13 protein-coding genes are annotated in these 14,354 nt (G+C 69.5%); 6 read left to right on the top strand and 7 right to left on the bottom strand.

Features of this window, described 5'->3' with window-relative positions; genetic code table 11:
* Positions 1-7: 7 nt before the first annotated feature.
* From B1A74_RS04440 to B1A74_RS04420, 5 genes are all read right to left on the bottom strand, one after another.
* Positions 8-697, bottom strand: a complete 690-nt coding sequence (locus tag B1A74_RS04440) for a TVP38/TMEM64 family protein (RefSeq protein ID WP_244269168.1) — start codon at positions 695-697, stop codon at positions 8-10.
* 39 nt (positions 698-736) lie between these two features.
* Positions 737-2,152, bottom strand: a complete 1,416-nt coding sequence (locus tag B1A74_RS04435) for a replication-associated recombination protein A (protein WP_077243883.1) — start codon at positions 2,150-2,152, stop codon at positions 737-739.
* 29 nt (positions 2,153-2,181) lie between these two features.
* The gene (gene lolA / locus B1A74_RS04430) at positions 2,182-2,805 is read right to left on the bottom strand and encodes an outer membrane lipoprotein periplasmic chaperone LolA (protein ID WP_077243882.1); all 624 of its coding nucleotides are present in this window, start codon (positions 2,803-2,805) and stop codon (positions 2,182-2,184) included.
* A gap of 128 nt (positions 2,806-2,933) precedes the next feature.
* Complete coding sequence (locus B1A74_RS04425; protein WP_018946201.1) at positions 2,934-5,342, bottom strand: DNA translocase FtsK; 2,409 nt, start codon at positions 5,340-5,342, stop codon at positions 2,934-2,936.
* 55 nt (positions 5,343-5,397) lie between these two features.
* Positions 5,398-6,663 (bottom strand): methyltransferase domain-containing protein, encoded by a 1,266-nt coding sequence (locus B1A74_RS04420; protein ID WP_077243881.1) that lies wholly within the window; start codon positions 6,661-6,663, stop codon positions 5,398-5,400.
* A 70-nt stretch (positions 6,664-6,733) separates the two neighbouring features.
* Here B1A74_RS04420 and B1A74_RS04415 point away from each other — a divergent pair, with 70 nt between their 5' ends.
* The 4 genes from B1A74_RS04415 to B1A74_RS04400 are packed head-to-tail and all read left to right on the top strand — an operon-like array spanning position 6,734 to position 11,744.
* Positions 6,734-7,456 carry a hypothetical protein gene (locus B1A74_RS04415; protein ID WP_077243880.1) on the top strand — a complete coding sequence of 241 codons (723 nt, stop codon included), beginning with the start codon at positions 6,734-6,736 and terminating at the stop codon, positions 7,454-7,456.
* A gap of 41 nt (positions 7,457-7,497) precedes the next feature.
* Positions 7,498-8,895 carry an MBL fold metallo-hydrolase RNA specificity domain-containing protein gene (locus B1A74_RS04410; RefSeq protein WP_077243879.1) on the top strand — a complete coding sequence of 466 codons (1,398 nt, stop codon included), beginning with the start codon at positions 7,498-7,500 and terminating at the stop codon, positions 8,893-8,895.
* A gap of 57 nt (positions 8,896-8,952) precedes the next feature.
* Positions 8,953-10,653 carry a Na/Pi cotransporter family protein gene (locus B1A74_RS04405; protein ID WP_077243878.1) on the top strand — a complete coding sequence of 567 codons (1,701 nt, stop codon included), beginning with the start codon at positions 8,953-8,955 and terminating at the stop codon, positions 10,651-10,653.
* Positions 10,635-11,744: an RNA ligase gene (locus B1A74_RS04400; protein WP_077243877.1), complete on the top strand. Its 1,110-nt coding sequence runs from the start codon at positions 10,635-10,637 to the stop codon at positions 11,742-11,744. The genes B1A74_RS04405 and B1A74_RS04400 overlap by 19 nt, the downstream gene beginning before the upstream one ends.
* A 1-nt stretch (position 11,745) precedes the next feature.
* Here the strand turns inward: B1A74_RS04400 and B1A74_RS04395 are convergent, their stop codons facing one another.
* Positions 11,746-12,222, bottom strand: coding sequence for a YbhB/YbcL family Raf kinase inhibitor-like protein (locus B1A74_RS04395; protein ID WP_077243876.1), 477 nt, complete (start codon positions 12,220-12,222; stop codon positions 11,746-11,748).
* 137 nt (positions 12,223-12,359) lie between these two features.
* Between B1A74_RS04395 and B1A74_RS04390 the strand changes: the two genes are divergently transcribed.
* On the top strand, positions 12,360-12,791 hold the full coding sequence (locus B1A74_RS04390; protein ID WP_077243875.1) for a hypothetical protein: 432 nt from the start codon (positions 12,360-12,362) through the stop codon (positions 12,789-12,791).
* A gap of 11 nt (positions 12,792-12,802) precedes the next feature.
* The gene (locus B1A74_RS04385) at positions 12,803-13,762 is read left to right on the top strand and encodes a patatin-like phospholipase family protein (protein WP_026288891.1); all 960 of its coding nucleotides are present in this window, start codon (positions 12,803-12,805) and stop codon (positions 13,760-13,762) included.
* A 12-nt stretch (positions 13,763-13,774) separates the two neighbouring features.
* Here B1A74_RS04385 and dcd read toward each other — a convergent pair whose 3' ends face one another.
* The gene (dcd, locus tag B1A74_RS04380; RefSeq protein WP_018946210.1) at positions 13,775-14,341 is read right to left on the bottom strand and encodes a dCTP deaminase; all 567 of its coding nucleotides are present in this window, start codon (positions 14,339-14,341) and stop codon (positions 13,775-13,777) included.
* Between the last annotated feature and the right edge of the window lie 13 nt (positions 14,342-14,354).

Below are 14,354 nucleotides of genomic sequence, written 5' to 3'. Positions count from 1 at the left end.
GGGCGGATCAGGCCTCCGGCGCACCCCGCTGACCCTGCCACAGGCGGCGCACGAAGCGCGGCAACAGCAGGGTCATGGCGATCACCGCCAGCACGGCGAGGCCCAGCTGCACCCGCCCCTCGGCCCCGTTCACCGCCTCGCGCGCACTGTGCCCCAGCCAGGCGTAGGCGAACAGGCTGGGGATCAGCGTGATGACGGTGGTGAGAGCAAACACGCCCACCGGGATGCCGGTCACGCCCAGGACCACGTTGGTGGGCGCGTAGGGAAACACCGGGACCAGCCGGGTCAGAGCCACCACACGCCATCCTTCCTCGCGCACGTCGGCACACAGGCGGCGTCCGCGCGGCCCCAGGCGCGGCGCCACCCAGGGATAAAGAAAATACCGCGACGCCCAGAAGGCGATCACCCCGGCCAGGGTCGCCGCCAGCAGGCTCACAAGCCCCCCGTACAGCGGCCCGAACAACGCCCCCGCCAGCAGAATCCAGGCGGTACTCGGCAACGGAAGCAGGGCCAGGACCACGAACGCCAGTGTGAACACCAGCGGGGCCAGCGCGCCGAACCCCGCCAGCCAGCGCTCCAGGTCCTCCAGCCGCAGATCCTGCGGACGGACCTCCCCGGTGAACAGCAGCCAGGCCAGGGTCAGCAGGAGCAGGATCGCCGCCACCGGCAGCCAGCGGCGCGAGGGTCGCGAATTCATCATCGCGGTGTCGTTGCCATGCGCGGTCCGGGCATCCGGCTACACTCCGAGGTCCCCGGAGCCGTCATCCCGGCCGTCGCCCCGCAGGGCGTCCAGCCGCTCCGCCAGCACCCGTTCGGTGCCGGCCCGTTTCGGCGTGTAGAACCGCCGGTCCAGCAGCAGTTCCGGCAGATAGGTCTGGCCGCGGGCCACCCCGTCGGGCTCGTCGTGGTCGTAGCGATAGCCCGCACCAAAGCCTTCCTGACGCATCAGCTCGGTGGGGGCGTTGCGCAGATGCAGCGGCACCTCCGGGCTGCCGGTCTCCGCGATCGCCGCCCGCGCCTGTCCGAGGGCCGCATAGGTGCTGTTACTCTTGGGGGCCCCGGCCAGCTCCACCGCCGCCTGTACCAGGGCCAGGTCGCCCTCCGGGCGGCCGAGGCGCTCCATGGTCTGCCACGCCGCCAGCACCCGCTGGCCCAGCCCCACCGCGCCCAGGCCGATGTCCTCGTAGGCCATGCGCAACAGGCGCCGGCCGAGATAGTCCGGGTCGCAGCCGGCATCCAGCATGCGCACCAGCCAGTACAGCGCCCCGTCGGGATCGGAACCCCGCACCGATTTGTGCAGAGCCGAGATCTGGTCGTAAAACGCATCGCCCTGGCGATCCATGGCCAGCGACTGGGCCCCCATCACCGCGCGCAGGGCCTCGCCGGTGATCACCCCGTCACTCGCCAGGTCCGAGGCGGTTTCCAGCCAGTTCAGGGCGCGCCGGGCATCGCCGTCGGCCGCCCCCGCCAGGCGCCGGCGTTCTTCGTCGGCCAGGCTCAGCCCGCGACCGCCCAGACCGCGCTCCGCGTCCGCCAGGGCGCGCCCGATCAGGTCCTCGATCGCCGCCTCCCCCACCGATTCCATGCGGTACACCCGGGCGCGCGACAGCAGCGCGCTGTTCAGCGCAAACGACGGGTTCTCGGTGGTGGCACCCACGAACGTGAGCGTACCGTCCTCGATATGCGGCAGCAGGGCGTCCTGCTGCCCCTTGTTGAAGCGGTGGATCTCGTCGATGAACAGCAGCGTGCCAACGCCATTGCGCCGCCGGGTCTTCGCCGCATCCACCACCGCGCGCACGTCTTTCACCCCGGCCAGCACCGCCGACAGCGTCACCAGCCGCTGGGCACCGGCCTCGGCCACCAGCCGCGCCAGCGTGGTCTTGCCACAGCCGGGCGGCCCCCACAGGATCATCGACGGGGTCTGACCGCTTTCGATCGCGCGGCGCAGCGCGGCATCCGCGCCCACCAGGTGGTCCTGCCCCACCATCTCGTCCAGCCGCGCCGGGCGCATGCGCTCGGCCAGCGGGGCGGCGGGATCCACGGTCGTTACCGCAGCTGCGGACTGCGATGACGGCTGGGCCGGCGGGTCGGCCTCCGGGCCGCCGGCGGGATCGTCCCCGAACAGGTCGTTGTCGAACAGGTCGTCACTCATGCCGGAATTGTAACCCCGCCGGGAACGGGTCAGGGCCGGTAGACGTCGGCCCCGTCGGGCACCTCGAAGCGGAAGGTGTCCGGATCCAGCTCCGGGTTGCGCTCGCTGGCGCTGAAACGCACGTCGGTGACCTGCCCGAACAGGTCCTCGAACTGCATGCGCACCAGGTCGCCGTCCGGGGTCAGATCCAGCATCATGCGCACAAAGTCCGCATGCTCGTCGCGCGGCAGCAGCAGCAGCCGCAGGGCCTCGCCATCCGGCACCGGCAGGATCAGCGTGCGAAAGTGCTCTTCCAGCCGATCCGGCTGGCTGATGGCGGCGATCGGCGTGGCCTCCAGCGCGTCGCCCAGCGGGCGCACCGTAGCCTGCGCCAGATCCGGTTCGAACGTCCACAGCTCACGGCCGTCGCTGACCACCACCTGCGGAAACGGCTCGTGCACTTCCCAGTACAGCCGGTCGGGAAGCCCCAGATGCATCACCCCTTCGGATTCCTGCAGGGTGAAACCGGTCTCGTCGCTGACCGTCTGGGTGAACTCCGCGGAGAACGTCTCCAGGCCGGCCATGAAACGTTCCAGCGCCAGGCGGGCATCATCGGCCGCGCCCGCCGGAGCCGCGAACAGGAGCAGCAACGCCGCCACCAGGCCGGGGAACATGGAAGACCCGCGTAGCGGGCGAACATCAAAACTCGGGGGACGCGGGTTCATGCGATCTCCGTCAGGGAAACTCGGATCAACAGATTGCGCGGCGACAGCTTAATCCGCGGTGAACGAGGCCGTGCACCTCACTCGTTCGAGCGATCGGGCACCAGCACCTCGCGATTGCCGTTGGACTGCACCGGGCTGACCAGTCCGGCGGTCTCCATGTCCTCCACGATCCGCGCGGCGCGGTTGTAGCCGATCTTCAGCCGTCGCTGTACGTAGGAAATGGAGGCCTTGCGCGACTCGGTGACGATCTGCACCGCCTGGTCATAGAGCGGATCCGACTCCGATTCGTTCCCGTCACCCGATTCCAGCCCGGGAATCGCCGCCGCGCCGGCCTCCGGCTCGTCGAGGATCGCCTCGTTGTAGTCGGGTTCGCCGGTGGACTTGAGGTACTCCACCACCTGGTGCACCTCGTTGTCGCCCACGAAGGCCCCGTGCACGCGCTCCGGCATCGCTTTGCCCGGTGGCAGGTAGAGCATGTCGCCATGCCCCAGCAGGTGCTCCGCCCCCATCTGGTCAAGGATGGTGCGCGAATCCACCCGCGACGACACCTGGAAGGCGATGCGGCTGGGGATGTTGGCCTTGATCAGGCCGGTGATCACGTCCACCGACGGCCGCTGGGTGGCGAGGATCAGGTGCAGCCCGGCGGCACGCGCCTTCTGCGCGAGCCGCGCGATCAGCTCCTCCACCTTCTTGCCCACCACCATCATCATGTCGGCGAACTCGTCGACCACGATCACGATGAACGGCAGCGGCTCCAGCTCCGGGGCCTCGGTCGCGGTCACCGACTGCGCCGGATCGAACAGCGGATCCTTCAGCGGCTCGCCGGCGGCGCGCGCGTCGCGCACCTTCTTGTTGTAACCGCCGATGTTGCGCACCCCCAGGGCCGACATCAGCTTGTAGCGCCGTTCCATCTCGCCCACCGCCCAGCGCAGGGCGTTGGAGGCGTCCTTCATGTCGGTGACCACCGGGCACAGCAGATGCGGGATGCCCTCGTAGACCGACAGCTCCAGCATCTTGGGGTCGATCAGGATCAGCCGCACCTCTTCCGGGGTGGCCTTGTACAGCAGCGACAGCAGCATCGCGTTGACGCCCACCGACTTGCCGGAGCCGGTGGTCCCGGCCACCAGCAGATGCGGCATCTTCGCCAGATCGGCCATCACCGGCGCGCCGCCGATGTCCTTGCCGAGGGCCATGGTCAGCGGCGACTTGCCGGAGTCGAACTTCTCCGAGCGCAGGATCTCGCTGAGCGCGACGATCTCGCGGTTGTCGTTGGGGATCTCCAGACCCACCGTGGAGCGTCCGGGGATCACCTCGACGATGCGCACCGCGATCACCGACAGCGAGCGCGCCAGGTCGGTGGACAGCCCGGAGATGCGCGAAGCCTTGACCCCCGGGGCCGGCTGCAGCTCGAAGCGGGTGATCACCGGCCCCGGCTGCACCGCGACCACCTCGACCTCCACGCCGAAGTCCTTCAGCTTGAGCTCCACCTGGCGCGACAACGCCTGCAGGGCCTCTTCCGAATGCCCCTCGGAGGCCGCCGGGGGTTCGTCCAGCAGGCCCAGCGGGGGGATCGGATCGGCGCCCTCGCCCGCGGTGAACAGCGGCACCTGCTTTTCCTTCTCCACCCGCGGACTGGGCGGCGGGGTCTCGACCTTCGGCTCCACCCGTTTCGGCGGACGGTCCGCGGTGCGCTTGCGCTCCTTCTCCACGCGCTCTTCGCGCCCGGCCCGCTGCTGCTTGCCGATACGCCGGTCACGCGCCAGCTCCAGCCGCGCCCTTGCGGCCTCCCAGCCGCGCACCAGCGTACGCCCCAGGCCATCCATCAGCGCAAACCACGACAGCCCGGTGAACAGCGTGACCCCGGCAAGGAACAGCGCCAGCAGCACCAGCGTGCCGCCGACCAGCCCCAGCCCGGCGACCGCCCAGCCCCCGAACAGGTCGCCCAGGATTCCCCCGGCATGCACCGGCATGCCACCCGGCAGCAGGTGCAGGGCCGCCAGCGCCGAACCGGCGATCAGCGCCACCACCAGGGCCGCGCCGCGCACGCCGATCTCCAGGGCACTGGCCATACGCGCATCGCGCCGGTGACGGAACAGCCACCAGCCGATGCCGGCGACCGCCAGCGGGATCAGGAAGGCCAGATGGCCCAGCAGGTGAAAGGCGATGTCGGCGAACCACGCCCCGGTGGTTCCGCCCAGGTTGCGCGTCCCGTCGCCGTCGCCGGTGGTGGACCAGGCGGCGTCCCCCGGGTGATAGGTCACCAGGGCCATCAGCAGGTACAGCGCCAGCATGCCGAAGATCAGCAGCGCGCCTTCGCGCAGCCCGCGCAGCAGCTGCCCGCTGAGCGTGGGCGGCGTCGACGCCTCCGCGGTCTGCGCAGCGCGGCCGCGCCCCTTGCTCGTGTCCGTGCCCTGACCGGACTTCGACCCCGTCTTCGGGCCGGATTTCTGCCCCTTGCCTGTGGATTTGGCCTTGCTTGCGGCCATGCGCTCCCCGTCGGTGCCGGCCCGCCAGCGCGGGCATCTCGAATCAGGGTGCAGTTTACCGGTTCAGAGTGCCCGCGTGGGGACTTGTACCCCAGACCGCGAAAACGGGATCGGCATGATCCAGACGTCCGGCGTAGGGATCGTCCGCCGGACGCGGCAGGCCACGCAGGCTGAACGTGGCCAGGTCCACGAACCCCGCCTCCAGAAACCGGTCCAGCACCAGTCCCATGCGCTCGAAGTCGAACAGCCGCTCCCAGACCGCGATCGCCCTGGTGGGGAAGCAGCGGTCCGAGAAGGTCACCACGAACACTCCACCCGGGCGGAGCACCTCCCGCACCGAGGCAAAGACCGCGCCGGGCCGGGTCAGATATTCGACCGAAGCGGTACAGACCACCACGTCCAGGCTGTCCGCCGGGAATGGCAGACGGGGACAGGCATTCAGGTCCTGCACCAGGGCCTGGCTCAGCGCCGGGTTGGCGGCCAGCTCTTCCCGATTCATGCCCAGACCGATGACGGCCTCCGGTTCGGCAACCCGGTCCAGATGCGATGCCCAGCTCGCCATGAGATCGAGGACCCGTGCGCCCGGCGGCACCAGCGCGGCGTACAGTGCCGCGACCCCGGCGCGCGCGGTGGCATCCAGATGGTGGACCATGCGCGGCCGCGCGTAGAACGTCGCATCATCCTCCGGGCCCTCCCGCTCGCAGGCACCGCCACTCCAGAAATCCGTCGGAACCCCGCGCCAGCGCGCCTGCATCCCCGGCCCGCGTTCGGTCAGCCGCCCGGTCACGTCGACCGCGGCCCCCTCGCGGCCCTCGGGATGTACGCCCACCACCCGACCGGTCAGACGCAGCTCGCGCCCCGCGAGGGGGTGATTCAGGTCCGCCAGCAGGCGGGCCTCTTCCAGGGCCCCCACGCGAAACAGCGCGCGATCGCCCTTCTCGATCCCGGCGTGCCCCGCAATGAACCCCCGTGGATAGAACCTTCCGGCCCGCGGCTCGACCACCCGGTGGCGCCGCAACCGCCGGTTGAAGGCCGCCGGCGACAGCTCCACCACCCTTGCGGGATCGGCCGCGGGTACCAGGGGCGCCGCCGACCACTCGCAGGCCTCGCCCGGCGAACTTCCGATCAAGCCGGAACCATTGCCGGCGGGCCAGACATCCCGCTCGGGATCCAGGCGCGGGAGGCACAGGCATTCGCGATGGCGGGCCTCGTCGCTGTTCCAGTCCAGCGTCCAGCCAATATCGGCCGTCCCTCCCGCCGGCAATGGCCCGGCAGCCGGGATCTCGACAATGTTCGACTCGGGTACAAACGGATCCAGCATGCCGTTCTCCTTTCGTTCCCCTGCGTTATCATGCGGCGAACCGCCCGTACGCGGCCACCCGGAGGGAGCCATGACCGAGCCTTCACCCGTCCTGCTCGTCGCCGTGATTGCCGGCGATCTGGAGGAACGCGCCGTGCATATCGCCGCCGAGGAGGGCGCGCCGAAACCGTCGCTGCACGAGGGCTTCGGCATCGGCTTTCCGGAGCACATGCGTTTTTTCGGCGTGACCTACCAGGGACTCGAATCGGTGTGCATCTGGAAGACCGATCCGGCACGCGGTGAACGCATCGCGCGGCGGCTGAACCTGGAACTGGACCTGCTGCAGCCCTATAACGGCCTGGCCTTTACCCTGGACGTCTCCGACGACACCGATGCGCTGCTGGACATGGCCAGCGCCCGCCCGCAGGCCCCGGCCTCGCCCGGACACGCGCCGCCCCCGCCGGCCGCCGGACTGCCGCTGTCGCTGCTGGCGGTGATGTTCCCCGACACCGAACGCGACCGCGCGGTGGAGATCGTGCGCCGGGGCGGCGGCGCCGGACTCACCCTCATGGATGCGCGCAACGCCGCCACCGACCATCACCCGCGCATCCTCAGCCTGCACTACGAGGGTGCCCGCACCCTGCTGCTGGCGATCCTGGAGACCAGCCACGGCGAACGCCTGCGCACCACGCTGGACACCGAACTGGGACTCGCCGCGCACGGACGCGGCCTCGGGCTGGTGCTGCCACTGCGCGGAGTGGCCGGGCTCAAACCGGAGCAGATCGAGCGGCTGCTGGAAGACGGCGACCGCTGACCCCCTGCGACCGCCCCGCCAAAGCCGGTACACTGCGCGGCATGGCACAGCTTACCTTTCAGGGCGCCACCGGCGAGGTCACCGGTTCGCGCTATCGCATCGACACCGACCACGCCCATTACCTGCTCGAATGCGGCATGCAGCAGGGCGGCAGCGACGCCGACGAGCACAATCGCGCCTCGCTGGCCGAGGTGGCGGCGAACACCGACGCCGTGATCCTCTCGCACGGCCATCTGGACCACTCGGGCCTGCTGCCGAAACTGGTGCGCGACGGCTACCGCGGCCCGATCTTCTGCACGCCGGGGACGCTGGAACTGCTGGACATCATGCTGCGCGACTCGGCCTTCGTGATGGCGAAGGACATCGAATGGGAGAACAAGTGGCGCGCGCGCAACGACCGCGAGCTGCTGGAGCCGCTGTACGACGAACAGGACGTGGAGACAACGCTCGAACTGTGCGAGCCGGTCTCCTACGGCCAGCCCCGGCACCTGGAAGACGGGTCGCGCCTGACCTTCCACGACGCCGGGCATATCCTGGGTGCCGCCATCGTCGAACTGGTGGTGCCGTCCGGCGGCCGCGAGCGGCGGCTGCTCTTCTCCGGCGACCTCGGCAACCCCGAATCGGTGCTGATGAACGACCCCGCGCGCCCGGAGCAGGCGGACCACGTACTGCTGGAAAGCACCTACGGCGACCGCGACCACCGCCCGCTGGAAGAAACCATCGACGAGTTCGCGCAGATCCTGCAGGAGGCCTGGGACGACGGCGGCAACGTACTGATCCCCGCCTTCGCCGTGGGCCGCACGCAGGAAATCCTCTACCACCTCGGCATGCTGCACCACGCCGGCCGGGTGCCGCAGCAGAAGATCTTCCTCGACAGCCCGATGGGCATCCGCGTCACCGAGCTGTACGCGCGCTGCCGCCAGTCCCTGAACGCGAAAGACCTGGAGCGGCTGCATCAGGCGGCCAACGGGAACCCGCGGGAATACCTCCCGCCGCTGGAGTTCACCCGCACGGTGGAAGAATCCATGGCCATCAACCGCATCTCCGGCGGCGCGATCATCATCGCCGGCGCCGGGATGTGCAACGGCGGCCGTATCCGCCACCACCTCAAATACAACCTCGAACGACGCAGCACGCATCTCGTGATCGCCGGTTTCCAGGCCGCCGGGACCCTCGGCCGCCAGCTGGTGGACGGCGCCCGCTCGGTCAAGATCCACGGCGACGACATCGCGGTGAAGGGCCATGTGCATACCCTGGGCGGGCTCTCCGCGCACGCCGGCCAGTCCCGGCTCGTCGACTGGGCCGCCGGCTTCCGCGACCGACCGGTCTTCCATCTGGTGCACGGCGAACCGGCCGCGCGCGAGGCCCTGGCGCAGGTGATGCGCGAACGCGACCTGGACGCCCGCATCCCGGACTATGGCGACACCATCGAGCTGTAGCCGCCGCCCGGCCCCGGGCCCGGAAAAGGGCTCGGGAACGGGCATCGGGGTACGACCATGACCGGAGCCCCCGACACCGGCGCCCTCGCGCTGATCGCCGGTTTCCTCGGCGGTCTGGGCCTGTTCCTGCTCGGCATGCACCTGATGGCCGAAGGCCTGCGCACCGCGGGCGGGCGCACCCTGAAGAGCATTCTGGGCAACTGGACCCGGACCCGCATCCGTGCTCTGAGCGTCGGCATCGGTGTCACGGCGCTGGTGCAATCCTCCAGCGCGGTCACCCTGTCGATCATCGGATTCGCCAACGCCGGTCTGCTGACGGTCAGCCAGTCCGTCTGGGTCGTCTTCGGTTCCAGCATGGGCACCACGGCGACGGGCTGGCTGGTCTCCCTGCTGGGGCTGGAATTCTCCATCCAGGCACTGGCCCTGCCGGCCGTCGGCATCGGCGGGCTGGTATACATCCTCGCCCGCGGCGCCCGCGCCCGGCACCTGGGGCTGGCCCTGGCCGGTTTCGGGCTGCTCTTTCTCGGCATCGACGTCCTGCGCGAGACGTTCGTGGGGGTCAGCGAGGCCATGGACCTGGGGCATATTGCGCGCCCGGGGCTCGCCGGCATCCTGCTGATGATGGCCACCGGCCTGGGCCTGACCATGCTCATGCAGAGCTCCTCGGCAGCCATCGCCATGGCACTCACCGCGGCCATGAGCGGCGCGATTTCCCTGGAGGCCGCCGCGGCCGCCATGATCGGGGCCCATCTGGGCACTTCGGTGAAAGCCGTCATCGTGGTCATCGGTGCGACCGCCAACGCCAAGCGCGTCGCCGCAGCCCTGGTCATCTTCAAGCTCATCAGCACGGTCATCGCCCTGGCGCTGCTGCCAGTTCTCTCGGCCACGCTGCTGTCCACGGAGGACGGCGTCCTGGCCGCCCCGCCGGTGGTCCTGCTGGCGCTCTATCACACCCTCTTCAACCTGCTGGGCATCCTGCTCATGCTGCCGCTGGCGAGCCCGTTGATCCGCTATCTCCAGGGCCGCTTCCGCGGCACCGATCTGGACGAGGCCCGCCCCCGTTACCTGGACCGTTCCAGCGCCGGGGTGCCGGAGCTGGCGCTGCAGGCGCTGATCATGGAAACCGAACGGGTCGGCGATCTGAGTCACCGCATGGCACGCAAGGCCCTCGGCGAGGTCCCGCCGGACGAGCGCAAAATGCAGCTGCGCCATTCCATCGTCGAAGACCTCGCGGGCGCAATCGGCGAGTTCGCGACCCAGACCGGACACACCACCATGACGGATGCGACCGCGGAAGGGATAGCCGGCACCGTGCGGGTCGCCCGCTACTACCAGGACATCGCCGACCAGGCCGGCGAGATCGCGGGTCTGCGCCGGGAGGCTGGCAACGATGCCACACCAGCGATCAGCACGCGGCGGCGCGCCTGGCAGGGTCGGGTCATCCACGCCCTGGACCGCAGCCGCGTGGAAACCGAAGACGACGTCGGGGAACAGGAAATGAACCAGGCCATGACCGAGGTGGAAGAGGCCTACCAGGACCTCAAGGCCGCGCTGCTGCGCGAAGGGACTTTCGGCTCGCTGTCGATGGCCGAGATGGATCGCCAGCTGCGGATCATCAGTCTGGCCCGCCGGATGGCCGGCCAGGCCGCCAAGGCACGGGCACATCTGCAGGCAGTGCGGGTCCTGTCCGACGGAGGCGCTTCGGGGAGCCGGCGAAACAACGCGAGGGGGGATCGGGCATGGACCAGAACACTCTGAACAATGCCGTGGAGGCAGGTCGTGCCAGCGCGCAGGAATACGCGGGGCTGCATTACCACCGGCTGCTGGAGGCCGTGGACGGCCATCCGCGCGGGAGCGTGGTCCTGCCGGGCGGCCGCGTACTCCCGGGCTACCCCTCCATCGCGCGCATCCAGTCCCTGGAGGCCGGCCTGCACCGTCAGTTCGTTGCGCCGTTCCGGGCGGAAGAGAAGATCGACGGCTTCAACGTGCGCATCCTGCGCGAGGGCGACGCGGTCTACGCCTTCTCGCGCGGGGGCTTCGTCTGCCCGTTCGCCACCGATCGCGTCCCCGATTTCGTCGACACCACGATCTTCGAGGCCGAGCCCGACCTGATCCTGTGCGCCGAGATCGCCGGCCCGGATACCCCCTATCTCGAGGGTTCGAGCGCCCAGGTGGAGCGGGACGTCGAACTGTTCGTATTCGACATGATGCGACGTGACCGGCCGGGCTTCCTGCCGCATGCCGAGCGGGAGGCCCTGGAACGGGCGCACCGCCTGCCGCATGCACAGCGCCACGGCCGCTTCTCGCCGCAGGACGTCGACGCCCTGCGCGAGCTGGTACTGAAGCTGGATGCCCGCAGTGTCGAGGGGTTGGTGCTCAAGGAGGAAGACGGCGACCGACGCGCGAAATACGTCACCGGGCGTTCCTGCATCAACGACATCCGGGTGTGCGGGAACCAGCTGCTGGACCTGCCCCCGGAGTACTTCACCCACCGCCTGATGCGCCTGGCGATCTTCCTGACCGAGCACGCCCGCACCGGTGACCCGGAGATCGAGCGCGAGCTCGGCCGGGCCTTCCTCGAGGGCGTAGGCGACGCGGTGCAGTCCGGGCGCGAAACGGGCCACGTCGGGCACCCCTACCGCTGTCGTTTTCGCGCACGCGCGAACGCCGAGCGGTTCATACAGCACATGCGGGCCACCGGCGGGCGCCACGTCCGCATCGACCCCGCCAGCCCGCAGCCCGAGACGGGCGAGCACGCCGGCTACTGGCGCGTGGATCTGGAGCGGCGTTTCGACCGCATGACCGGCACCCTGGCCTCGGCCCTGCGCGGCGACTCGCAGTTCGACTGAATCAGTCGCGGGTGTAGGTGGCCACCAGCCGGTTCATGCCGATCACGTGCGGTTCGGCACGCTCCAGGAACTGTTCCAGGGTCAGCCCCGGCGGAGCCTGGAGATCGGCATCCAGCGCCAGCACCCAGAAGAAGTAGTGGTGCACGCCGTGCCCGCCGGGCGGCATGGGGCCGCCGTAACCGCTGCGGTCGAAATCGGTGTGCCCGGCGGTCCCCAGCGAGGTGCCGGCCTCCAGGTTGGTGACGTCGGGTGGCAGGTTGTACAGCACCCAGTGAACGAAACCGTAGGCGCCGGGCTTGACCAGCGGGGCATCGGGATCGTGACAGATGATCGCGAACCCGCGGGTGCCCTCGGGGGCCCCGCTCCAGGCCAGCGACGGGGACACATCCTCGCCCTCGCCGGTGTAACGCGCCGGGATCTTCCCGCGCGACTCGAATTCCGGGCTGATGAGCTGCATGTCGGACAGGGCAAAACCCATAAGGACCTCCTGGAACGTTCGTGTGGCCTGTAGCCATTTCACCGTAGCGACCCTGCCGGCCGGATGCCAGGGGGTGGCTCGGGCGAAACCTGTGCCTATTTGCAGCACCGGACGGGCTGTTTGATCATGCCGGCGTGATGATCCGCTGGCTGCGCAATCCGTTCCGTCGCAGGAATCCGCTGGACACCGCCGCGCGCGCGGTGGACCGGGGGCGCGCCGGCGTGGAAACCGTGCTGGGCCTGCCGCACCGCCTGGCGGTGCCGCTGCTGCAGCGCCATTTCGGCGATGCTGCGGTGCCCTCCAGCGAGGGCTTTCGCGAACACGGCCGCGACGGTTCCTGGACGCTTCCCGCGCCCACCCCGGAGTTCTCCGTGCGGCTGGATGCCGACTCCGAGGGACGCCTGGTCCACGGCCGCATCACCGGTTCCGGCCCTTACGCCGGACTAGTGGTCTTCAGCGACTGGAGCCCGGACCACCCGGCCGCGGTCTGGCAGATCCGCATCGAGGAACCGGCCGGCGAACAGGCCACCGCCCTGCACGACCATCTGCTTGACCCCGAACGGAACTGAGGAACCGCGCCGTGCCACAACCACCCAGGACCGTCTCGCTCGTGCTCGGCAGCGGCGGAGCCCGCGGTCTCGCCGAGATCGGGGTCATCCGCTGGCTGGAAGACCATGCAAACTACGAGATCCGGACGATTGCCGGCTCCTCCATGGGGGCGGTGGTCGGCGGCATCTATGCGGCCGGGCAGCTGGACACCTACGAGGAATGGGTGTGCACCCTGCGGCGCCAGGACGTCTGGCGGCTGCTGGATTTCTCGTTCTCCGGGGCCGGTCTGTTCCGCGGCGAACGCCTGGTCGAGAAGCTCCGCGAGATGCTGGGCGATACCGACATCCGCAATCTGCCCATCCGCTTTACCGCGGTGGCCACGGACATCGAACGCGAGCGCGAGGTGTGGCTCAACGAGGGGGCGCTGTTCGACGCCATTCGCGCGTCCATCGCCATCCCCACGGTATTCACCCCGGTGCGCCTGAACGGGCGGCTGCTGGTGGACGGCGGCCTGCTCAACCCGGTCCCCATCGCTCCGACCCTGTACGACGACAGCGACGTCACCATCGCGGTCAGCCTCAACGGACGGGTGGACGAGCGTCTGGGTCCGAAACGCAGTTCGCCCGGAGACCATCAGGGGGATTCCGCCGCCACTCGCCTGCGCGACGGCCTGCGCAGCGCGCGCGACGTGCTGCCCGACCGCATCGGCTCCTGGCTGCAGGACTGGCAGGGGCGTCTGGGCCTGGACGAGGCGGACCCGCAGCTGAGCCGGGAACAGGAGGCGCGGGCGCTGGGAATGATCGACATGGTCTCGCATTCCATCGAGGCCATGCAGGGCAGCATCGCGCGTTTCCGCGTGGCCGCCTACAACCCCGAGCACCTGATCGAGGTGCCCGTGAATGCCTGCGGAGTGTTCGACTTCCACCGCGCGCGGGAGATGATCGACCTGGGTTACGAGCTGGCCGAGCGGCGTTTCGCGCTGGAGCGCTGACGCCGGCCGGCCTCAGGTGCGCGGCAGCGTGACCCCGCGCTGGCCCTGGTACTTGCCCCCGCGGTCCCGATACGAGGTCTCGCACTCCTCGTCCGACTGCAGGAACAGCATCTGCGCCACCCCTTCGTTGGCATACACCTTGGCCGGCAGCGGCGTGGTGTTGGAGAACTCCAGGGTCACGTGGCCTTCCCACTCGGGTTCCAGCGGTGTCACGTTGACGATGATGCCGCAGCGGGCATAGGTCGACTTGCCCAGGCAGATGGTCAGCACGTCGCGCGGGATGCGGAAGTACTCGACCGTATGCGCCAGCGCGAACGAGTTGGGAGGGATGATGCAGACGTCGGCATGCACATCCACAAAACTCCCCTCGTCGAAGCCCTTGGGGTCGACGATGGAAGAATTGATGTTGGTGAAGATCTTGAAGTGATCGGAACAGCGCACGTCGTAGCCGTAGCTGGATGTGCCGTAGGAGACGATGCGCTCGTCGTCGCGGTAGCGGATCTGGCCGGGCTCGAAGGGTTCGATCATCCCTTCGGCCTCGGCCATGCGGCGGATCCAGCGGTCGGACTTGATGGTCATCCCTGATCGCCCG

The organism is Thioalkalivibrio halophilus (genome assembly GCF_001995255.1).
Classification (GTDB): domain Bacteria; phylum Pseudomonadota; class Gammaproteobacteria; order Ectothiorhodospirales; family Ectothiorhodospiraceae; genus Thioalkalivibrio; species Thioalkalivibrio halophilus.
Note: the sequence above shows the minus strand (reverse complement) of the source record. Positions and strands in the feature narration are given on the sequence as shown.